21 protein-coding genes are annotated in these 20,449 nt (G+C 36.2%); 14 read left to right on the plus strand and 7 right to left on the minus strand.

Annotated elements, in window-relative coordinates; translation table 11 throughout:
- Positions 1-52: 52 nt before the first annotated feature.
- Positions 53-1,117, minus strand: a complete 1,065-nt coding sequence (gene pspF / locus MNY66_RS07175) for a phage shock protein operon transcriptional activator (RefSeq protein WP_241501779.1) — start codon at positions 1,115-1,117, stop codon at positions 53-55.
- Between the two features lie 265 nt (positions 1,118-1,382).
- Here pspF and pspA point away from each other — a divergent pair, with 265 nt between their 5' ends.
- The 8 genes from pspA (at position 1,383) to MNY66_RS07215 (ending at position 8,112) form a co-directional block, all read left to right on the plus strand.
- Positions 1,383-2,054 carry a phage shock protein PspA gene (gene pspA, locus MNY66_RS07180; RefSeq protein WP_241501780.1) on the plus strand — a complete coding sequence of 224 codons (672 nt, stop codon included), beginning with the start codon at positions 1,383-1,385 and terminating at the stop codon, positions 2,052-2,054.
- 38 nt (positions 2,055-2,092) lie between these two features.
- The gene (pspB, locus tag MNY66_RS07185; protein WP_047255584.1) at positions 2,093-2,320 is read left to right on the plus strand and encodes an envelope stress response membrane protein PspB; all 228 of its coding nucleotides are present in this window, start codon (positions 2,093-2,095) and stop codon (positions 2,318-2,320) included.
- Positions 2,320-2,676: an envelope stress response membrane protein PspC gene (pspC, locus tag MNY66_RS07190; RefSeq protein WP_047255585.1), complete on the plus strand. Its 357-nt coding sequence runs from the start codon at positions 2,320-2,322 to the stop codon at positions 2,674-2,676. Before pspB ends, pspC begins: the two co-directional genes overlap by 1 nt.
- A 64-nt stretch (positions 2,677-2,740) precedes the next feature.
- The gene (locus tag MNY66_RS07195) at positions 2,741-3,142 is read left to right on the plus strand and encodes a phage shock protein PspD (RefSeq protein ID WP_241501781.1); all 402 of its coding nucleotides are present in this window, start codon (positions 2,741-2,743) and stop codon (positions 3,140-3,142) included.
- On the plus strand, positions 3,123-4,520 hold the full coding sequence (locus MNY66_RS07200) for a YcjX family GTP-binding protein (RefSeq protein WP_241501782.1): 1,398 nt from the start codon (positions 3,123-3,125) through the stop codon (positions 4,518-4,520). Before MNY66_RS07195 ends, MNY66_RS07200 begins: the two co-directional genes overlap by 20 nt.
- Complete coding sequence (locus tag MNY66_RS07205) at positions 4,517-5,590, plus strand: YcjF family protein (RefSeq protein WP_241501783.1); 1,074 nt, start codon at positions 4,517-4,519, stop codon at positions 5,588-5,590. Before MNY66_RS07200 ends, MNY66_RS07205 begins: the two co-directional genes overlap by 4 nt.
- Positions 5,591-5,926: 336 nt before the next feature.
- A complete protein-coding gene (gene tyrR / locus MNY66_RS07210) occupies positions 5,927-7,486 on the plus strand; it encodes a transcriptional regulator TyrR (protein ID WP_047255588.1) in 1,560 nt (519 codons plus the stop codon).
- 254 nt (positions 7,487-7,740) lie between these two features.
- The gene (locus MNY66_RS07215; RefSeq protein WP_047255589.1) at positions 7,741-8,112 is read left to right on the plus strand and encodes a hypothetical protein; all 372 of its coding nucleotides are present in this window, start codon (positions 7,741-7,743) and stop codon (positions 8,110-8,112) included.
- 123 nt (positions 8,113-8,235) lie between these two features.
- Here MNY66_RS07215 and tpx read toward each other — a convergent pair whose 3' ends face one another.
- Positions 8,236-8,739 (minus strand): thiol peroxidase, encoded by a 504-nt coding sequence (gene tpx / locus MNY66_RS07220; protein WP_047255590.1) that lies wholly within the window; start codon positions 8,737-8,739, stop codon positions 8,236-8,238.
- Between the two features lie 278 nt (positions 8,740-9,017).
- Here tpx and MNY66_RS07225 point away from each other — a divergent pair, with 278 nt between their 5' ends.
- On the plus strand, positions 9,018-10,643 hold the full coding sequence (locus tag MNY66_RS07225; RefSeq protein WP_047255591.1) for a peptide ABC transporter substrate-binding protein: 1,626 nt from the start codon (positions 9,018-9,020) through the stop codon (positions 10,641-10,643).
- A 205-nt stretch (positions 10,644-10,848) separates the two neighbouring features.
- Here the strand turns inward: MNY66_RS07225 and MNY66_RS07230 are convergent, their stop codons facing one another.
- Entirely contained in the window at positions 10,849-11,406 is a 558-nt protein-coding gene (locus tag MNY66_RS07230) for an Ail/Lom family outer membrane beta-barrel protein (RefSeq protein WP_047255592.1), read from the minus strand.
- Between the two features lie 243 nt (positions 11,407-11,649).
- On the opposite strand from MNY66_RS07230, the gene zntB reads away from it, so the two are divergent.
- Positions 11,650-12,633 (plus strand): zinc transporter ZntB, encoded by a 984-nt coding sequence (gene zntB / locus MNY66_RS07235; RefSeq protein WP_047255593.1) that lies wholly within the window; start codon positions 11,650-11,652, stop codon positions 12,631-12,633.
- Positions 12,634-12,942: 309 nt separating this feature from the next.
- On the opposite strand, the gene ttcA is transcribed toward zntB, so the two are convergent.
- On the minus strand, positions 12,943-13,857 hold the full coding sequence (gene ttcA / locus MNY66_RS07240) for a tRNA 2-thiocytidine(32) synthetase TtcA (RefSeq protein ID WP_418298629.1): 915 nt from the start codon (positions 13,855-13,857) through the stop codon (positions 12,943-12,945).
- A gap of 540 nt (positions 13,858-14,397) precedes the next feature.
- A complete protein-coding gene (locus tag MNY66_RS07245) occupies positions 14,398-14,565 on the minus strand; it encodes a YnfU family zinc-binding protein (RefSeq protein ID WP_218026259.1) in 168 nt (55 codons plus the stop codon).
- A 928-nt stretch (positions 14,566-15,493) separates the two neighbouring features.
- On the opposite strand from MNY66_RS07245, the gene MNY66_RS07250 reads away from it, so the two are divergent.
- The gene (locus MNY66_RS07250; RefSeq protein ID WP_047255637.1) at positions 15,494-15,871 is read left to right on the plus strand and encodes a hypothetical protein; all 378 of its coding nucleotides are present in this window, start codon (positions 15,494-15,496) and stop codon (positions 15,869-15,871) included.
- Between the two features lie 1,062 nt (positions 15,872-16,933).
- On the opposite strand, the gene MNY66_RS07255 is transcribed toward MNY66_RS07250, so the two are convergent.
- Together MNY66_RS07255 and MNY66_RS07260 are read right to left on the minus strand one after the other, a co-directional pair.
- Complete coding sequence (locus MNY66_RS07255) at positions 16,934-17,497, minus strand: YagU family protein (RefSeq protein WP_047255638.1); 564 nt, start codon at positions 17,495-17,497, stop codon at positions 16,934-16,936.
- A 438-nt stretch (positions 17,498-17,935) separates the two neighbouring features.
- Positions 17,936-18,376, minus strand: a complete 441-nt coding sequence (locus MNY66_RS07260) for a type II toxin-antitoxin system HicB family antitoxin (protein WP_047255639.1) — start codon at positions 18,374-18,376, stop codon at positions 17,936-17,938.
- Positions 18,377-18,862: 486 nt separating this feature from the next.
- Here MNY66_RS07260 and MNY66_RS07265 point away from each other — a divergent pair, with 486 nt between their 5' ends.
- The 3 genes from MNY66_RS07265 (at position 18,863) to MNY66_RS07275 (ending at position 20,408) form a co-directional block, all read left to right on the plus strand.
- A complete protein-coding gene (locus MNY66_RS07265) occupies positions 18,863-19,291 on the plus strand; it encodes a universal stress protein (RefSeq protein WP_047255640.1) in 429 nt (142 codons plus the stop codon).
- Between the two features lie 155 nt (positions 19,292-19,446).
- The gene (locus MNY66_RS07270; RefSeq protein WP_047255641.1) at positions 19,447-19,788 is read left to right on the plus strand and encodes a hypothetical protein; all 342 of its coding nucleotides are present in this window, start codon (positions 19,447-19,449) and stop codon (positions 19,786-19,788) included.
- 182 nt (positions 19,789-19,970) lie between these two features.
- Positions 19,971-20,408 (plus strand): universal stress protein, encoded by a 438-nt coding sequence (locus MNY66_RS07275; protein WP_047255642.1) that lies wholly within the window; start codon positions 19,971-19,973, stop codon positions 20,406-20,408.
- The last annotated feature ends 41 nt before the right edge of the window (positions 20,409-20,449 follow it).

The raw sequence follows: 20,449 nt of genomic DNA on the forward strand, positions 1-20,449 counted from the left end.
ATCGGTTAAGTAAGCTATGTCTCGTCACTGAGAGCAGTGATATATCGATAGACTAATTGCCGCTTAAATTATGTTTTTTAATTAATCCGCGTAATTGATCATAACTGAGCTGCAATAATTCGGCGGCTTTACGTTGATTGTATTGACTTTGGATTAGTGCTTGCTCTAAAAATTGTTTTTCTGAGTCCAATTGCCATTGCTTTAGATCACAAGGTAATGGAGGCAAGACGATGTTAGATATGTCGGTATTAGGTGAGTTAGCATTAGATAAGTCTGGGTCGGGTAACGTCATGTGAGATAATGACGCCGTCGGTTTTAGATCTAAACATCCAACGGGAGCTAAGGCATCACCGAAAGGATTGATCACAATATTATCGAGCTGAGTATCACTGCTGCCGTGGCGATATACCGATCGCTCAATCACATTTTTTAATTCTCGCACATTACCGGGCCATGAATAGCTAAGTAATTGTTGCTGAGCATAGTTACTGAAACCAGTAAAATAGGGCAGCCCTAATTCGCGTATCATCTGAATGGCAAAATGCTCAGCTAATAACATAATGTCAGGTTTTCTATCTCGTAAAGGCGGTATACGAATGACCTCGAACGCTAATCGATCGAGCAAGTCAGCACGAAAACGACCTTCCGCCGCTAATTGCGGTAAATTAGCATTCGTTGCACAAACTAAGCGCACATCTACCCGTAATGATTGACTACCCCCAACGCGTTCTAATTCTCCGTATTCAATGACACGTAGCAATTTTTCTTGTACAGAAAGTGGCGCTGTTGCGAGTTCATCGAGAAATAGCGTTCCCCCATCCGCTCGTTCAAAACGGCCTTGATGTCTTTTTTGTGCGCCAGTAAACGATCCCGCTTCATGGCCAAAAAGTTCTGATTCGAGAAGATTATCATTTAATCCGCTGCAGTTAAGTGAAACAAATGCTTCTTGCCAGCGTGGGGAGAGATAATGCAGCCGATTAGCTACCAGTTCTTTACCGGTTCCGCGTTCTCCGATGACCAGTACTGGCTTATTTAATTTCGCCAACGCTGAGGCTTGCTCCAGTACTTCAATAAAATTAGTTGAAACAGCAAGAATGTTATCACTAACAGATTTCATGGTTTATTTGACCTCATTTTGGCTATATTTACCATATTTTCATTATCAATTAACTATAGAGCAAATTAATCAGAAAGAAAGATAGTTCTAATACTTGTTAATTTTCAATATGTTATTATTTCTTTGGGAAGTTGGCATAGCATTTGCAAACTATTAAATACAACCAATTACATTAACAATGACACTATCTGAGCATCACCACTGGTGAAAACCCGATTTAGGTTGAGGCTCTAATGAATGACAACATCCAAAAGGGGTAACAATTATGGGTATTTTTTCACGTTTTGCCGATATCGTTAATGCCAATATTGCATCATTACTGGATAAAGCGGAAGATCCACAAAAAATGATCCGTTTAATGATCCAAGAAATGGAAGATATGCTGGTAGAAATCCGTTCAACATCAGCGAGAACGTTAGCTGAGAAGAAAGGGTTAGAGCGCCGTATTGAAATGGGCGTAAAACAGATTGCTGACTGGCAAGAAAAAGCAGAATTAGCGCTGGTGAAAGATAAAGAAGACCTGGCACGTTCTGCGCTGATAGAGAAACAAAAAGTGGCTTCAATGGTGGATACCTTGAAACACGAATTGATTATTGTTGATGAAACCTTAACGCGCATGAAGAGCGAAATTACGGAACTTGAACAAAAGTTAAGTGAAACGCGTGCTAAACAGCAAACTATGGTCTTGCGTCAAAAAGCGGCTGAATCAACCTTAAATGTTCGTCGTCAGCTCGACAGTGGTAAACTAGATGCGGCGATGGCTCGTTTTGAACAGTTCGAACGTAAAATTGATCATATGGAAGGCGAAGCCCAAAGCTACAGTTTCGGAAAAGAAAAAACACTGGACCAGCAATTTGCTGAGCTAAAAGCTGACGATGAAATTAGTGTACAGCTGGCAGCATTAAAAGCTAAATTAGCGCCTAAAGATGAAAAATAAGTAAAATAGATAACTCCATTTGAATATAAGGAAATGTGATGGCTTATGTTTTTCTGGTGCCGGTATTACTGATATTTATTATTTTTATTTTACCCGTATGGTTATGGCTGCATTATAGTCGGCAAGGGAAAGGTAAAAATCAGTTAACCGACAGTGAAATACAACGCCTAGTTCAGTTAGCTGAACAGGCTAAATCAATGCAGCAACGAATCGATACCCTCGAACAAATATTGGATGCCGAGCATCCACATTGGAGAGAGCGATAATGAATAATTTGCAAAATCGTAAACTTTATCGATTAAGCGATAACCGCATGCTGGGCGGTGTATGCTCAGGAATTGCTCAGTATTTAGGCATGCCGGCTGCGTTAGTAAGAATTTTAGCGGTAATTGCTTTATTCTCGAGTTTTGGGCTTACGTTGATTGTTTATGTGGCCATGTGCTTTTTTTTGGAAAGTGCACCGCAAGATCACCAACAAACCGCAGATGGTGGGCCAGAGGTCAATCATTTAATTAATGAAATTGATCACCAGTTGAATTCAGGCGAAATGCGTTTGCGTCAGATGGAACGCTATATAACTTCAGATAGCTATTCGATTAATAATAAATTTCGCCAGCTATAACGCAGAGTAAGGCCATCACATCCGCTGAGATAACCTATATGCAGGGGATCTCAGCGATTTACCTTTGTCTTTAGATTGGAGGAATGATGAGAATAAAAATGGCTTTATCCGTAACAACCAACCATTAAAAATAGCACCTAGCTTAGAGCATGGCGTAGAACCTAGTTTAGGCTATAGTTTGGGGCATAGTTTAGAATCTCATTCCAACACTTATTTTTCAGCGGAGCATATACCAACGATGGCAAAAAAAAGCGTACAAAAAATAGCTCTGAGTGGTCTAAAATTAGCCACTAGTGTGGCTATCCATTACGGCCCTGCTGGAATTGTGGCAGGATTACTAAAAGTGGTCACGCGTAAACCGTTACGCTGGTTGATATTAATGATTATGCAGCCCATATTAAGTGCATTGCTAGTACGCATTGCCGCTTTGTTACCTTGGGAGAAACATGAAACGCCTGCAAAATGAATTATCAGATTTGGTGAATCGCGGGGTTGATCGTCATGTGCGCCTTGCAGTCACGGGATTAAGTCGGAGTGGTAAAACTGCCTTTATTACTTCGTTGGTTAATCAACTTCTCCATGTTCATAGTAGTGCGCGATTACCATTATTTTCAGCGGTACGTGATGGGCGATTATTGGGCGTAAAACGGATCCCACAGCGAGATTTTGGCATTCCTCGTTTTACCTACGATGAAGCGCTAACCTCCTTAAATAGTACCCCGCCAGAATGGCCAGTGCCTACCCGTGGGGTCAGTGAAATTCGGTTGAAATTACGTTACCGCTCAGAAGATTCTATTTTTCGACATTTTGTTGAAACTTCATCTATTTATGTTGAAATTGTCGATTATCCCGGAGAATGGCTACTGGATTTACCGATGCTTGATCAAGATTTTTTAACTTGGTCGCGTCAGATGAAAGTGCTGTTAAAAGGCGAGCGATTAGCTTGGGCACAAGAATGGTTGGATTTATGTAATAGCTGTGATCCATTAGCGCCGGCAGATGAAGGTTTATTGGCGCAAATTGCTGATGCTTATAGTCGTTATTTATCTTTATGCAAAGAGAAGGGACAGCATTTTATCCAGCCCGGCCGTTTTGTACTACCTGGTGAATTAGCTGGGGCGCCTGCCTTGCAGTTTTTCCCGTGGTGGGATATCGATAAAGTAGGCGAAGCAAATTTAGCCCGTGCGGATAAACATTCAAATATCGGAATGTTAAAACAGCGATATAACTATTATTGCGAACATATTGTTAAAGGCTTTTACAAAGACCACTTCCAGCGTTTTGATCGCCAAATTGTGCTGGTCGATTGTTTACAGCCACTAAACAGTGGCCCGGATGCATTTAATGACATGCGTATGGCATTGACTCAGTTAATGCGCAGTTTTCATTATGGAAAGCGAACTTTGCTGAGACGAGTATTTTCACCGTGTATTGATAAATTGCTATTTGCTGCCAGTAAAGCCGATCATGTTACTCCCGATCAACATGCTAATTTAGTTTCTTTATTGCAGCAGTTGGTGCAAGAAGCGTGGCAGAATGCCGCATTTGAAGGAATTAAAATGGATTGTATTGGCTTAGCATCCATTCAAGCTACTGAAAGTGGCATCGTTGAATATCAGGGCGAACATTTGCCGGCGTTAAAAGGCCACCGATTGAGTGATGGCGCACCGCTGACATTTTATCCGGGCGAAGTACCTCAGCGCTTACCTAATGCAGAGTTTTGGCACAAACAAGGTTTTAGCTTCGAAGATTTTCGCCCGCGACCAAACATGATAGATCAACCATTACCCCACATTCGGATGGACAGTGCATTGGAGTTTTTATTGGGAGATAAATTGAAATGAGTGAGCCTTTAAAACAACGGGTTGATTTTAGCCAACAATCTGCGGTTGATGTTGATAGCCCACTAAAATTAAAACAGGCGCAGGCATTTGATCCACAGACACTAGAGCGTTTTATTCCCCAAAATCCAGAACTAGAACAGCAAGAACAAGAGGGTGAAGTCGAAGGATTAATTAATGCTGCACTTAAGCCCAAACGTAGCTTTTGGCGTCGTTTAGTGACGGCGGCTATCGCTATTTTTGGTGTCAGTGTATTAGCTCAATTAGGGCAGTGGACCTATCAATCGTGGGTAACTCAAGATTGGACTGCGTTAGGAGTCGCGGCGGCGGGTAGTATGGTTGTGGTGGCTGGGGTTGGTTCTTTGGTCACGGAATGGCGCCGTTTATATCGCCTACGTGAACGAGCCGAAGAAAGAGATACCGCGCGCGAATTACTGCATAGTCATGGCATGGGGCAAGGCACTGAATTTTGTGAAAAATTAGCTAAGCAGTCGGCTCTACCGCCACAGCATCCCGCATTACAGCGCTGGAAAGCGATGTTACACGATAGCCATAATGATCGCGAAGTAATTGAGCTATATAGTCAATTAGTTCAACCCGTATTAGATGAGCAAGCACGTAAAGAAATTAGTCGCTCTGCAGCTGAATCAGCGTTAATGATTGCTGTCAGTCCGTTGGCGATTGTTGATATGGCTTTTATTGCTTGGAGAAATATACGATTAATTAATCGTATTGCGGCTATTTACGGTATTGAGCTAGGTTATTATAGCCGGATTCGATTATTCCGTTTGGTATTATTAAATATTGCATTTGCTGGTGCATCTGAGCTTATTCGTGAAGTTGGTATGGATTGGCTGTCTCAAGATTTAGCGGCACGATTATCAACACGCGCTGCACAAGGAATTGGGGCGGGGCTATTAACTGCGCGTTTAGGGATTAAAGCGATGGAGTTGTGTCGTCCTTTACCGTGGATTGATAATAAACCACGCCTGAGTGATTTTCGTAGCCAGCTCATAGGGCAGTTAAAAACGGCAATGCCGCGTAAATCAACCAAAAAACAGACTGAAGTTTAATTTTTCTTTTATCGCAGTGAAATAAAATAATGTGAGTTCTAACAGGCTATTTTTTTGTGGCTAAGATAAAATACAACACGATATTTAACTGGCATTTTTACTTGACAGATAAGTAGTAATGCCAGTTCATACCTCAATTTTTTTCGAAACCGATGCAATATACTGTGATTGATATCAGTTAAATAGACTAATTAGTAGAAAATCTAACTTTATATTCAGTGGATTCACACATCCAACAGAAAGCTGTCAACATTTTTTGACACAAAGGCTGCATTTAGCCAGAATTTATCTATAATAGCTATAATCATCATGGTTATTTAAATAAGGTTCTCATTCATGCGTCTTGAAGTGATTTGTCAGGATAGAATAGGATTAACTCGTGAACTTTTGGACCTGTTAGTTCTGCAAAATATCGATTTGAAAGGTATTGAGATTTCGCCCCAGCGAAGGATTTATCTTAATTTCGCCCAAATAGATTTCCATATATTCAGTTCATTGATGAGCGAAATCCGGCGGATTAACGGAGTTATCGATGTACGTCGTGTGTCATTTATGCCCTCAGAACGAGAACATAAAGCCATGTGGACATTGCTCGAATCATTCCCTGAGCCGGTATTATCCATTGATACTAAAATGAATATTGAGCTGGCTAATCCAACCTCACTGGTCTTATTTGGCTTAGATGAAAATCGTATCAAACAAAAAACTTTGACTCAATTGATCAGCGATCACGGTTTACACCGCTGGTTAGAATTAGATGATCCCCAGACGTACTCCGAAAAAGTGTTAATTAAAGGGCGAGATTATTTAATCCAAGCTACACCGATAATACTAACCGATGAAAATAATCATTCGCATTGTACCGGGGCGGTTATCTTGCTTAAATCAGTGGCAAGCATCGAGCAGCAGCTTAAACAAATCACTATTAATGACGATCGTAGTTTTGATCAAATTGTCGCCGTCAGTCCCGCTATGTCTCAATTGGTTGAGCGGGCAAAAAAAATCTCCATGCTCGATGAGCCACTATTAATAGTCGGTGAAACCGGGACCGGTAAAGATATGTTAGCGAAAGCCTGCCACTTACGTAGTGCGCGTGGACATGCTCCATTTTTAGGCCTCAATTGTGCTTCATTGCCCGACGATGTCGTGGAAAGTGAACTTTTTGGTTATGCCGCAGGAGCTTATCCTAACGCCCTAGAAGGGAAAAAAGGCTTTTTTGAACAAGCTAATGGCGGAACTGTTCTGCTGGATGAAATTGCAGAAATGTCGCCACAGATGCAAATTAAATTACTTCGTTTTCTCAATGATGGTACCTTCCGTCGAGTGGGTGAAGAGCATGAAGTAAAAGTTAATGTGCGGGTAATATGCGCAACTCAAAAAAATCTACTGGAGCTGGTGGCACAAAAAAAATTCAGAGAAGACCTCTATTATCGGCTCAATGTATTGACCATCACTATTCCGCCTTTGCGCGAGCGACAGGCTGATATTTTGCCATTAACGGAAATGTTTATTCGACGTTTTTCTGAAGAGCAAGGCATGGAAAAACCAACGCTCTCCTCTGATTTACTGGCTCACCTTGCGAGTTATTCGTGGCCGGGTAATGTACGTCAATTACGCAATGCGGTTTATCAGGGATTAACCCAGTTAGAGAGTAGCATTTTTGGCCCGCGTGATATTGCGTTGCCGGGAAGCGAGATGACGCCTGTAGTCGCGGTTGATTGTTTAAATGGCAGTTTAGATGAGATAACCAAGCGCTATGAGGCTTCTGTCTTAGAAATGTTATATCGTGATTATCCGAGCACCCGGAAATTAGCCAAACGGTTAAATGTTTCTCATACTGCGATTGCGAATAAACTGCGTGAATATGGATTGAGCAGTAAAAAAGAGGATGAATAGCCAATTCGTTTAAATAGCTAATTATATCAACGATACGCAGCTAAATTATCCAACTAATACGTATACCTCAGCGAGTAACGCTCGTTTGAGGTATTTTTTTGTTTAAAATGTGATCTTCACAAAGTTATTGCGACAGAATATCCATGAATGTGTTTTTATCTTGTCTATACTTAAATAATAAATAGCGGCTAACGATAGGGGGCATATTAGCCAGTAATGGGATTGAATATTCATACTTACACTAAGGAGTTGCCATGGATCATTTTGTGATTAATTTTATTGTTGGTATGAAAATTAGAGACTACCTAAATAGTCGTCATTATCAGCGCGATATGCTTGAATCTGCCGCCTCTGCTGCAGAAATTTATCGATATAATAAGGCAGCAGCGACTTATTTATCGCAAAAGAATCGTTTCACGTGGGAAGATTTAGTTAAGAATGGTAATAAACCGAGAGATTTGATTATTGATATTGTCACCACTTTTTGTCCTGCAAATGGAGAGCAGGCGATGAAAATATTAGGGGCGATAACCCACTCACTGATCGGGGTAATGAAAGATAATCCACTCTTTATTAATCAAGTGCATGCTAAAATTCATAAGCAAACAAATTGGTGGTACATCTAGTTGATGTAAAATATAGCGACTGATAAGTTAGTTGTGATTAAAAATACAGCCAGCCTGTGAGGGCTGACTGTTATATTTTTTGACTGAACTTATAATTAACTATAATTCAATTAGTTACTGTTATTATTTCAGTGCAGCTAATGCGCATTCATAATCTGGTTCTTCAGTAATTTCATTTACCAGTTGGCTATAAATGACGTTGTTAGAACCGTCGAGAATAACCACAGCGCGAGCATTCAGACCTTTTAAAGGCCCGTCAGCAATAGCCACACCGTAATCTTCACTGAACTCTGGGCTACGGAAAGTAGACAGGGTGACTACATTATCTAGCCCTTCAGCGCCACAAAAACGAGCTTGTGCAAAAGGTAAGTCCGCAGAAATACACAATACAACACTGTTATCTAACTCACTGACTAATTGGTTAAATTTACGTACTGATGCTGCGCAAACACCGGTATCAACGCTTGGGAAAATATTCAGGATTTTACGTTTGCCTTGATAGCTTTCTAAAGTAGCTTCTGACAAATCTTTCGCCACTAATTTAAAATCTTTAGCAGTATTGCCAGCCTGTAAAAAGGTTCCCTTAACGGTGATGTCATTACCTTGAAGTTTTACTGTCTGTGACATTATTAGCGTCCTCTCATATTATTGTTGATTCGAGTAACGCAGGTATCCTACCTGCGAGTATACATAAATAACAATTAGTAAAAAAAACTAACATACTCATATAATTTTTACAATTATAGAGCAAACTCGTTACTTAATCATATATAACTAAGCTTAGCTGAAAATAATATTTTTTGCGCGTAAAGACTTTCTTAAAAAACCAAGTTTCTCTGATTGTTATCTGATCGAGAGGTTTTATAATAGCGCAATAAATAAATTAAAATTCATCAGGATACATGATGTTAAAACGCATACTATTGCCGCTCACTTGGTGGCTATCAAGCTCATTACTTGTAGTAACTCCAAGTTATTCTGCCAATATACCCGCAGGCACAATATTAGCTGAAAAGCAGGAAGTGATTCGCCACCTTAAAGATGAGCCGGCTTCATTAGATCCAATAAAATCGGTTGGTTTAACCGAAGCACAAGTGATGCGAGATTTATTTGAAGGTTTAGTTAATCAAGATAGTGACGGGCAGGTAATACCTGGAGTCGCTGAACATTGGCAAAGTGAAGATAATCGAGAGTGGATATTTAAATTACGTCCAAATGCTCGTTGGTCAAATGGTGAGCCAGTTACTGCAAATGATTTTGTGTATAGTTGGCAGCGTTTAGTTGACCCTAAAAATACCTCACCTTTTGCTTGGTTTGCTGCATTAGCGGGTATTAACCATGCACAGCAGATTATTGATGGTCAAAAAAATATCAGCGAGTTGGGTGTGGAAGCGCTCGATGATTTAACCTTGAAAATTACACTTGATAAACCGGTAGCCTATTTCCCTGCGTTAACCACCAATTTTAGTTTATTCCCTGTCCATCAAGCGACAGTTGAGCATTATGGTAATGATTGGATCCGCGTGGGTAATATTATCGGCAATGGCGCATTCCAATTACACGACCGCATTGTGAATGAAAAGATTGTCTTAATACCGAACCCATATTATTGGGATCATAAAAATACTCAGCTCACAAAAGTTACTTTTGTACCAATAAACCATGAATCACAAGCGACTAATCGTTATTTAGCTGGTGATTTAGATATTACCGAATCATTTCCTAAGCAGCGTTATCATAAATTAATGCAAGAAATTCCTGAGCAAGTGTTTATTCCTAATCAGCTTGGCACGTATTATTATGCGTTTAATACTCAGCGTGCACCGACTAATGATGCCAGAGTGCGTAAAGCATTATCAATGACGATTGATAGGCAAATTATTGCTCAAAAAGTGCTAGGGACGGGGGAAAAACCAGCGTGGCATTTTACTCCCGATGTTACTGCTGGATTTACGCCACAGCCGGGGCTGTATCAGCGCTATTCACAACAAGAGTTGGATCAACAAGCACAAATTTTACTGGCCTCAGCAGGTTACGGCCCACATCACCCATTAAAATTAACTTTACTGTATAACAGCTCAGAGAATCATCAAAAAATTGCTATTGCAGTATCATCGATGTGGAAGAAAAAACTTGGTGTACAGGTTAAATTGGTTAATCAAGAATGGAAAACTTATATCGATAGCCGTAATAGTGGAAATTTTGATGTTATTCGAGCATCATGGGTGGGAGATTACAATGAGGCTTCTACCTTTTTATCGTTGCTGACATCCAAACATAATGGCAATATCCCACAATTTCATCATGATGAGTATGATCAATTGATTGAATCGGCAAGTAAAGAAACTGATCCTAAAGTACGAAATGATGATTACAATCAGGCAGAGGCGCTTATTGCAGAATATGCGCCAATTGCTCCTATTTATCAATATACTAATGGCCGTTTAATTAAGCCTTGGCTCAAGGGATATCCTATCCAAAATCCAGAAGATACCGCATATAGCCACACTTTCTATATTTTAAAGCATTAATTCAGCTTAAATAGCGCGGCAAATAATGTCGCGCTATGGATGACGATACAATATCAAGCTAAATAAATAGATTTATATTTAATGTTATAACCACTGTTATTATTTTAAATAAATTAGTCTGTTGATGGCGTTACCAATTTAGATATTATTAATTTAACAGTTAGATTAATAATTGATTTTATTTTCAATTAAACTCTTTAACTAATTAAAAACGATAACCTATGCCGATATTAAATGCTTTAAGTATTTCATCTTTTTTTCTATAGCTGGTTTTTGCACCTTCATAACCGACTTTAATTGCGATAGACTCGATCGGATTAAACATAAAACCAGAGCCCCATGCTAATCCACGGTTCTTAGAGAGATTAGTTATTCCATGTTCACTTGTTTTTTTCAAATCTGAACTGGTAGCTAAATGAAATCCAATAGAACCGTATACAGAAACATAAGGATTAAAGCGCCAAATAGGTCCTGATGTTAAACTGAGGTAGTGGAATTTTTTACTGATATCAATAATTTTATTATTATGTGTACCTTTTGATGATGCTTTGCCATTAACCCAACTTAATGAGGTTAAAATACCTAATTGCTCATCAAATTCTAAGGTATAACTACCATGTAGGCCATTATACAGAGTATTGGTAAAATAATATCCGCCATATCCCAGGTTAAAAGTATGTTTTTGGGATGATGCATCATTCGATAATGCATTAGAGGAATAAATTAAAGGTAAGAGCATAGAAATAATTAATGTTTTTTTCATATTCATCCTTGAATTGAATAGGTAATTTTCGCTTGCGTATTTTGTGTTATTTTTTAATTAATTTCAATATTAAATTCAATTTCAAAATTAATTATCGATGTTTTTATATATATTAAATAATATCGTTCTGATTTATATTTAATGTTTTTATTCTAAATACAATAAATTCTAGGGAATAGCTTGTAAGTGTTATTATTATTGTTAATATTTACACCAATAATTATTGGCGAGGAAGCAAGTCGAATGGCGACAATTTATGGTTCCCTGTTTCAGAATTCAGATCCGGTGCATGGCTTTCAATTAGATGGTAAGGGAGGTGTGTTACCGATTGATCTAAATGCGAGCGCGACGCAAAATAATCCATTTTGGCTGCATTATGATTATAAAAATCAACAAAGTAAACAATGGATACAGCAGACAGATTTACTGAATGAGACGGCGAAAGCTGCACTGAGTGGAGAAGAAGGTCGCTGGCGAATATTACGAGCCGGAGATGGTTTATTACTTACATTACAAACTCTAAATAATAATCCCGGGCACTCTCCAGAGCAGTTGGTGGCATTTCGGATATTTATTAATAATCGGTTAGTCATTTCTAGTCGTCACCGCAAAGTACAATCACTTGAAACGGTAGTCAGTGAATTCTCTATGGGAAATGGTGCAGAATCTACCGCCGATTGGTTAGTCGAAACTGCCGATGCGGTGACCGATGAAATTAGTGAATTTACCGATACTCTGCACGATAGATTAATTTCTATTGAAGATAGCTTACTGCATGATCAAATACCTGAACGTGGCGAATTAGCATTACTGCGTAAGCAAATTATTGTTATTCGCCGTTATATGGCACCACAGCGTGATGTATTTTCACGTTTAGCTACTGAAAAATTATTATGGGTTGATGATGCATCACGGTTAAGAATGCAGGAAATTTCAGATAGATTAGGTCGTTGTATTGAAGATCTTGATGGTTTTGTGTCTCGTACTGCAATTATTGCGGATGAGATATCTTCCATGATGACTGAGATGATGAATCGACGTATTTATACTATGTCTATGTTGGCAATGGTTTTTTTACCAACAACCTTTTTAACCGGATTGTTTGGTGTTAATTTAGGTGGAATACCGGGTAATGAATTTCGTTTTGGATTTAGTTTGTTCTGTATATTACTAACCTGTTTAATTGGTATCGTTGTATGGTGGTTAAGAAAAAGTCGCTGGCTATAGTTTGAAAGGCTTAAGAGGTGGTAGTTTGAGCTATATCAATAAACAAATGACTTATTTAAGGCACTATATACCCCGCAGGTGAATGCAACGTTGAGCGATGAACGTTGTGCTCCATAATTGTAGTTTTTCTCATGTTGAGTTTTTATACAGAATAATAAATCACTGTAATGCCGATGTTATCTCAGACATCGGTTTTTTTTTACATCTGATTATTCCTACAAATAATCTATATGATGAACCACCGTAAATTGAAAACTTCACGGTGGTTAGATAAATCATAATCGAGAGTTATTATGGTATTATTTTGTTTTATTGAACTTCAATAACATCAACGCGAGCATGGGAAAAATCCGGCTGATCATCCTCATCAATCTTTGGCTGCGCCGGAAGTTCTTCCCTATCAAAGGCTAGATCCCCACCATCAACAACTTCACTACCATGAGTGATATGGTAAAAATCAAATAGTTCCGTATCACATAAATGAGAAGGTACGACATTACGTGTCGCGCTGAACATAGTTTCTATTCGTCCTGGATAGCGTTTATCCCAATCACACAGCATTTCTTTGATGACTTGTCTTTGTAGGTTTGGTTGTGATCCGCACAAATTACAGGGAATGATAGGAAATGCTTTGGCTTGAGCAAAACGTTCAATATCTTTTTCACGGCAATATGCTAATGGACGAATGACAATATGTTTACCATCATCACTCATTAATTTAGGTGGCATTCCTTTTAGTTTCCCACCATAAAACATATTTAAAAATAGGGTTTGTAAAATGTCATCGCGATGATGCCCTAATGCAATTTTAGTTGCTCCTAACTCCGTAGCAGTGCGGTACAAAATGCCCCGACGTAAACGAGAACACAGAGAACAGGTTGTTTTACCTTCTGGGATTTTATCTTTGACTATCGCGTAAGTATTTTCTTCAACAATTTTATATTCAATCCCCAGTTGTTCTAAATATTCAGGCAAAATATGCTCAGGAAATCCGGGTTGTTTTTGATCAAGATTAACCGCTATTAATGAAAAGTTAATCGGGGCACTTTTTTGCAGACTTTGTAAAATCGACAGTAGGGTATAACTGTCTTTACCACCCGATAAACAGACCATAATTCGATCGCCGTCTTCTATCATATTAAAATCGGCAATGGCTTGTCCGACATCACGACGCAGTCGTTTTTGTAATTTATTGAAATTATATTGTTCTTTTTGAATATTCATTTTCTACTGTTCTATATTGTTGCTGATTGTTATTTAATTTGCTGATATTTAAGTATTTTATCATTGATTATCATTTGCGATTATTCCTTAGTTGATATCATTTTTGGCGTGAATTTCATTTAAGAATGAGAATCTAAACGCTAAGAAATCAACAATTTTTGGGATGAAAAACGCAAAGGTTAGTTACGCTAAAAAATAGATAAGGCACTAATGATAGCAGATGGGCGTGGAGTTTCGATACTATTCGATGCTATTCGACATTAATAAATATATAAATCTCTATATTAATAAGTGCATAAATTGAATGTCATAGAGAATGGCCCTCATCACGCAAGGGCGCTGAATAAAATGATTATAAGACAATATTTATCACCATAAGGGCATAAATCCCCGTATATTTGTCAACCAGAACCATTACAGGTTAGGGTGCTTGATAGTAAATAGATAAATATTAGAGTGATTTATCGATTTTACAATATACGGATAGGGATAATTACTATGATTTATATTTCAATGTAATATCGATTTTTGGTCATGATTTTATTTGTGTTTATTGTTAGGTAAAAAATAATAGCCGCATTTTGGGCAAATAATCGTAATGTTTTCATGCATGTTACGTTTATTTTGTGCTGAAACATAGGTGCAATTAGGGCAGCTTATTTTGATTTTTTTATCATTAAACATCTTTAGAGCATTGAAGATACTCATAACTTTTACCACGTCGATGTACGGTGACTGAGTATACAACAACCTTGTGGTGATAGCTTATAGATTAACCAAAAGTTATCTAGATTTACCTTATTGGCAGATATTATTTTTTGAGTATCTTCTTAACAAGAAACCATATTTGTTTATGATGCATAGAAAAAGACTCTTACTGTTGGTGAAAATGTGCTAATAAGAAAGTGTTTAATCCTAGTCGCTATGAATTTCATTGACTTATTAATGGATTTTATTTTTGTCACTAAATATATTTAATTCAACTTTCTGGTGATGAATGGAAAAGATTTATTAGGTAAATATTATGCTCATAGCTGATTAGATTAATGGATTAAGTTAAACTTTCTTTATAAAAAACTTTCATTTATTCACTAATTGAATAGATAAAATGCTTGGTTTACATACTATTTATTGTTTTTAATCAACTACTGTCGTTAAAGAAAACCTAATTATTAACTATACTTATATGATATTAAAGAGGATGTAAGCACATATGTTCAAACTAATCATTATTACATAAGGAATTAAAATAAATATATGGTATTAATTAATAGTTAATAAACTGATTTATTAATCACCTATAATTAGTTTTATTACAGGATTTTATTGGATAATGTTTGTTATTTTTTTACAGGTAAATAAATCTTTTTGCTATTTTCTTTTATTACATTTCTTATATACTAAGAAAAAACCAATTGACTAATGATAAGTTAGAGTTACAAAATAATTTTTTGTATTTTTACAAGAAAAATTGTTAAATATCTATTGAATATAATCATGCTATCTTAATTTAAGGTGAATTATTTACTTTAATAATGAGTTTTGAATTTTATATAACTTTTGTGATTGTAAGTTATGAGGGTTAAGTGTGAATATACATATTTTAAATACTATCTTTATATTGATTTGAGTTAATATGAAAAATAAAAATATATCTGATTTTCAATCATTAAGTGCTTATATTTGTGACTGCGTTAAAAACAGTAGCTTATGTAAAAGCTATGATTTACAAAATAACGCTAATCGATTAGATATCACCTTATATTTAGATCAGCAAAATGAATTAAGAGTTGAGCTACGTAGCAGCTTTCTCGGTGAAAAATCTGTTTTTTTGTTGCTAATCCGTAATGATAGTCACTGGAACAAGGTGACACGGATTTATTTAGTACCTACTAAAAGTCATTCATGGCGGATTCTATATTTGAAAAAGCATAATTGTCGTTATCGTTCACTGTTCTTTAAGCGTAATTTCAACCATAATATATTTAATAGTTATTTATCTGATTTTGCATAGAATGAAGTTTGTCTTTTCAATTAATTAATTTTATATCAATAAGTTACACTAATTGTAACTTATTGATAAATTATTATTTGTATTCACGATTTAATAAAGTCATTTTTTCTCATTACCTCCCCGCAAAATGTGTTTAAATTAATCCATATATTATTTATTTAGTTGGATAGTCTAATAGTCTTCAATTAAGTGTTATTATGAATATTGTTAATAACAGCTTGAATAACCTAATCTATTGTCCTATCTAATTAATAGAGCCATAGATGATATGACGATGTACTATTTTCTTACTAATGTGGCTTGCAAGTAGCTGTATGACTAAAGTGGTATCAGTATCCGATAAGGTACTTTACAGATCAAAGTGATATTGAATGCTTAACAAGGTATGATTACAGTGTCAGCTAGCATTCATTATATATTTTCACCAGTCTACAGGCATAACAAAGATCACAGCTATTCCGCCCATAGTTATGGCTGCTTTAAGGCGAATAAAATAGTTTATGGTTCACAGTCAGCATCTTTTAGATGATGCCTCCTTTATGTTCGTGTTTTGGCTATTCCTTTGATGATCCATTTTATTATGGAGCATTATCGCGTCTGTTAACCACATAAAAATTAATTGGTGACTTGATTATGAAAATTAACGTGAGTCTATACAGAATAACAATGGAGGAATGACGGTGAAAATTTAAGCTAAAAAAAAGCTTCTAAGTGATTAAAACTCAGAAGCCTATGAGAGTGCTTTAATACAAAGCAAAAGTATTAGTATTTACAATAGGAATAATAAATTAAATCGGGCAGAAATCCTAGCTTATTACTATCAATTTATACGATTAGCCATTACATAATGTAAATAGGGTAACAAAAATATCTTTTTTAGAAGGATATACTGTAAGTTATGACTAATTAAGACGAGATAAATAACAGAAATAAAAATAATAAAGATGATATCTAACAGTAAGATAATGTTAATTGACTAGTTTAGTAGCAAGGAAGTAAAGTGAGAGGATAAAAATAGTGACGTCCATTAGTACATATTGGACGTCACTTTTTAGCTATTGATTATCTGAATGGGGCATTTAACGGGACTTCCGGGTCTGGCTGATGTGTAATGCGGTTTCTTAAATCACGACGCACAATTTCAATTGACCAGAACCAAACTGCATGACCAAAAATTTCTGAAATATATTCATCAATTGGCAGCATAGACAATGGAGGTGTTAAACCTAACAGTGGGAAGCTAATACCATGAACTGCAACGGTAGCTAACAGACCGGCCATTACACCTTGCCACATTTTAATTTTAGGAAAGCGTTCAGCAACGATACAGTAACCGATCGCAAAAACTAAAGAGAAAATGATGTGGGTGATCATCACTGGATTGATAATATGTTCAGAGAATGTATATACAGTTGATGTCGGGTCAATACCTAAATAATCACGTAAGAATAAATAAGGTGGATTGAATTCATTACGGCCACCAGTAAAGGTCCTTGGTGGTAGTGGAACCTCAGCCCCCCATTTAACAAAAGCAGAAATAAAGCCTGCAATTATTCCTACAAAGATTGCAACACCATAACGACGACGAGATTTGTCGGTTTGAGCAAATAGATCTTTTAACGCCATATAACATCCCTTAAATATTTATTTTTAATCTGTTTATACTAAAGTTCATTTTTGTGACTTTTGCAATATTTTTCTCGTTATATTTATTGATTTAGATCACTGTTTTTTTAAAAGTAGGTGAAAAATGAGCATTATTTAAGTATTAATACGTGAATAAACTAGGGGGTGATGAATAATCACTCTATTATGAGAAATGAAGTTACGGTTATTATTCATGTTTTAATATTGAATGTAAAAAATAGTTTATTTATGTGGAGAAAGTCGCTATTAAATATAAAATTAATTTATCAATTAAGGTCCTGAATGAATATGAACACTGAACATAAATATAGCCAAAATATTGAAGGCTGGGTATTCGCCATCCTATATCTATTGTGAGTATTTAAACCAATTAAAATACTAAAATTTAAGATGACGAATATTTAGACTAAATAAGTTTTATTTATCTGATTTTTTATTAACGGTAACGGAGACTTCAAAGCCTAATAAATACAGTGCTTGTTCAAGCGTTTCTACTTTAGACGCATGATTAACATCAAGCAAGCGATCTATCTGTGGGGCTTTTTGATTTAACTTTCGTGCGAGATCTGCTTTACGTGTACCAGTTTGGATCATGGCATTATGCAGGGCTATTTTCAAACAGACTAAGAGAGGCAAATGAACAATGATATTAGTATCATTTATTGGTTTTGAGGGGGCAGGGACAGGAATACGTGAGGCGATTAAATCTGCTAATCCGGCAATTAGGGTATCAGACGCATCTAGCTCTATATCTTCTTCAGCGTATGCAACCCCTTGTAATTCACTGAAATCATTATAGGTTATTTCATAACACTCTGTATCTTCATCATATTCTACTGTAGCAGGATAATTAAACATGGATATTTCTCGGTTTGGATAACGCGATGGCATTATCATCTATTATTTGGTTATTATTATATCAGATAAGGTTAAAAAGACAACAAATGTGTTGTGTTTTATGTGGTCATGAGAGTATTCAATCCTATTTCTCGTTTAATATCAGTAGGTCATTTTAATTATCAAGTTGTTACTGCGGTAAAGTAATTATTTATAGAAATTAAAATAATGTCTTTTTTATTGTACAATTAGTGATGACTGCTTATTAAGCAAAGCAGTTAAATAAACCTCAAACTAGTCTATTAAAATAAATACTGCATTTTTATTTTTAATCAATGACCTATTATGATGATAGTGTAGGCTGATTAGAGACAGTTATTAAAATGATTATTGTCATAGGTCTCATTTATATCTTGATTTAGAAGACAATTGATCGTAATTGTTTATACTTTTCTCATTTGTTTTAGCTGGTTTTAAGATGAATGTTCAAGATGAATAGGGGTATGTATGTATAAGACAATTTTGGTTCCGATTGATTTAACTGAAGATGAGTTAACCAGTAAAGCAGTCCGTCATGCACTAAATCTAGCCAAGCAATCTGGGGCTAATTTGCATTTGATCCATGTTTTACCGATTTCTTCAGCTATTATCAATGCTTATGCCTTGGGATATATGGAAATCAAAGATAGAGCTACGGTTAAAGCTGAAAATGATATGAAAATATTGATGGATACTATTGATCTGCCAGTGGATAAAATTAGTTATACCATCACCTTTGGTTCACCGCGTGATGAAATAATCAATACCGCTAAGGATGTTGATGCCGATATTATCGTGATTGGTTCACGTCGTCCGAATATTAGTACCCATTTATTAGGCTCAACAGCAGCTGGTGTAGTCAGATACGCGGAATCATCGGTACTGGTTGTACGATAATTATCATAATGTTCTATAAAATGTCGTGCTGTACAATGCAGGTTGAATTTAATCCGCCTGCATTTATTGAGTTATTTTTTAGCTGATTTAAAATAGGTATACTTTAAATATATTTTTAATAGATGAATACTTTATTTTAATAGTTGGAAATAAATATGGAGAAATTTTCCAAAAAGTTACTCAGAATTGATCATTTTATTTTGAGAGTATTACGTTTTTATTGTTTATCTGTATTGATCTTCTTTTTAGGACTACTTCCTGGGATTATAGGATTTTATTTTATCGAAGGGCATTCGTTAACTGAATCCATGTTAAATGCATTATCTATGTTGAGTGGACAATCAATTAATCCTGCACCAGTGACTTCAGTAGGGCGTTTTTTCATCGCTATTTATGGTCTGTTTTTACAGAGTGTATTTATTATTACTATCGGGTTATTAGTTACTCCTTTTATTCATCGTATTTTACATAAATGGCATTTAGAAGATACCGAGTAATGGGTAGCACATGTAAGGATGATAAGATTTTTGGCGTTAATCGATTAGATTAATATTACATCCAATAATAAATTTAAATGACTTGAGAACTTAATTAGATTAGAGAAATGCTTGTCTTAATAAGAACTTCTTTATAAGTGGTTTTCCGATAATATCATCATTGATTATATGAGAGGCATCACATGTACAATACAATCTTAGTTCCTGTAGACATCTCTGAAAATGTATTAACTGACAATGCGCTGAAACATGCATTATATTTAGCTAAAATGTCAAATGCAAAAATTCATTTATTTCATGCGATACCTGATATCTCTCGTTTCTCGATGAGTTATAGCTATCATTATGATTTATTGTCTTCTTTTGCAAAAAAGGCAATTGAACGCTCAGAAGAACAATTAAAAGAATTAATCCAACAAATTGATTATCCACAAGAATTACTATCCTCTAGCGTAGCTTTTGGTTCCCCGCGAGATAAAGTATTGTCTGCGGCGCAAGAAATTAACGCGGATTTAATTGTGATTGGTTCTCGCCGCCCTAATATATCTACTCATTTGCTCGGATCCAATGCTTCGGGGATTGTCTCATATGCTAAAATATCTGTTTTAGTCGTGAGATAGAAAGTCAGAAAGGTAAGGGATAAGAACGGCTAATTGATGGA

The sequence above is a fragment of the Moellerella wisconsensis genome, assembly GCF_022592395.1.
In the GTDB taxonomy this organism is placed as follows: Bacteria; Pseudomonadota; Gammaproteobacteria; order Enterobacterales; family Enterobacteriaceae; genus Moellerella; species Moellerella wisconsensis.

Excerpts from the sequence above, each read along its gene's own strand:
- pspF (WP_241501779.1), bottom strand. The coding sequence starts at position 1,117 with ATGAAATCTGTTAGTGATAACATTCTTGCTGTTTCAACTAATTTTATT.
- pspA (WP_241501780.1), top strand. The coding sequence starts at position 1,383 with ATGGGTATTTTTTCACGTTTTGCCGATATCGTTAATGCCAATATTGCA.
- pspB (WP_047255584.1), top strand. The coding sequence starts at position 2,093 with ATGGCTTATGTTTTTCTGGTGCCGGTATTACTGATATTTATTATTTTT.
- pspC (WP_047255585.1), top strand. The coding sequence starts at position 2,320 with ATGAATAATTTGCAAAATCGTAAACTTTATCGATTAAGCGATAACCGC.
- MNY66_RS07200 (WP_241501782.1), top strand. The coding sequence starts at position 3,123 with ATGAAACGCCTGCAAAATGAATTATCAGATTTGGTGAATCGCGGGGTT.
- MNY66_RS07205 (WP_241501783.1), top strand. The coding sequence starts at position 4,517 with ATGAGTGAGCCTTTAAAACAACGGGTTGATTTTAGCCAACAATCTGCG.
- tyrR (WP_047255588.1), top strand. The coding sequence starts at position 5,927 with ATGCGTCTTGAAGTGATTTGTCAGGATAGAATAGGATTAACTCGTGAA.
- MNY66_RS07215 (WP_047255589.1), top strand. The coding sequence starts at position 7,741 with ATGGATCATTTTGTGATTAATTTTATTGTTGGTATGAAAATTAGAGAC.
- tpx (WP_047255590.1), bottom strand. The coding sequence starts at position 8,739 with ATGTCACAGACAGTAAAACTTCAAGGTAATGACATCACCGTTAAGGGA.
- MNY66_RS07225 (WP_047255591.1), top strand. The coding sequence starts at position 9,018 with ATGTTAAAACGCATACTATTGCCGCTCACTTGGTGGCTATCAAGCTCA.
- MNY66_RS07230 (WP_047255592.1), bottom strand. The coding sequence starts at position 11,406 with ATGAAAAAAACATTAATTATTTCTATGCTCTTACCTTTAATTTATTCC.
- zntB (WP_047255593.1), top strand. The coding sequence starts at position 11,650 with ATGGCGACAATTTATGGTTCCCTGTTTCAGAATTCAGATCCGGTGCAT.
- ttcA (WP_418298629.1), bottom strand. The coding sequence starts at position 13,857 with ATGAATATTCAAAAAGAACAATATAATTTCAATAAATTACAAAAACGA.
- MNY66_RS07245 (WP_218026259.1), bottom strand. The coding sequence starts at position 14,565 with ATGAGTATCTTCAATGCTCTAAAGATGTTTAATGATAAAAAAATCAAA.
- MNY66_RS07250 (WP_047255637.1), top strand. The coding sequence starts at position 15,494 with ATGAAAAATAAAAATATATCTGATTTTCAATCATTAAGTGCTTATATT.
- MNY66_RS07255 (WP_047255638.1), bottom strand. The coding sequence starts at position 17,497 with ATGGCGTTAAAAGATCTATTTGCTCAAACCGACAAATCTCGTCGTCGT.
- MNY66_RS07260 (WP_047255639.1), bottom strand. The coding sequence starts at position 18,376 with ATGTTTAATTATCCTGCTACAGTAGAATATGATGAAGATACAGAGTGT.
- MNY66_RS07265 (WP_047255640.1), top strand. The coding sequence starts at position 18,863 with ATGTATAAGACAATTTTGGTTCCGATTGATTTAACTGAAGATGAGTTA.
- MNY66_RS07270 (WP_047255641.1), top strand. The coding sequence starts at position 19,447 with ATGGAGAAATTTTCCAAAAAGTTACTCAGAATTGATCATTTTATTTTG.
- MNY66_RS07275 (WP_047255642.1), top strand. The coding sequence starts at position 19,971 with ATGTACAATACAATCTTAGTTCCTGTAGACATCTCTGAAAATGTATTA.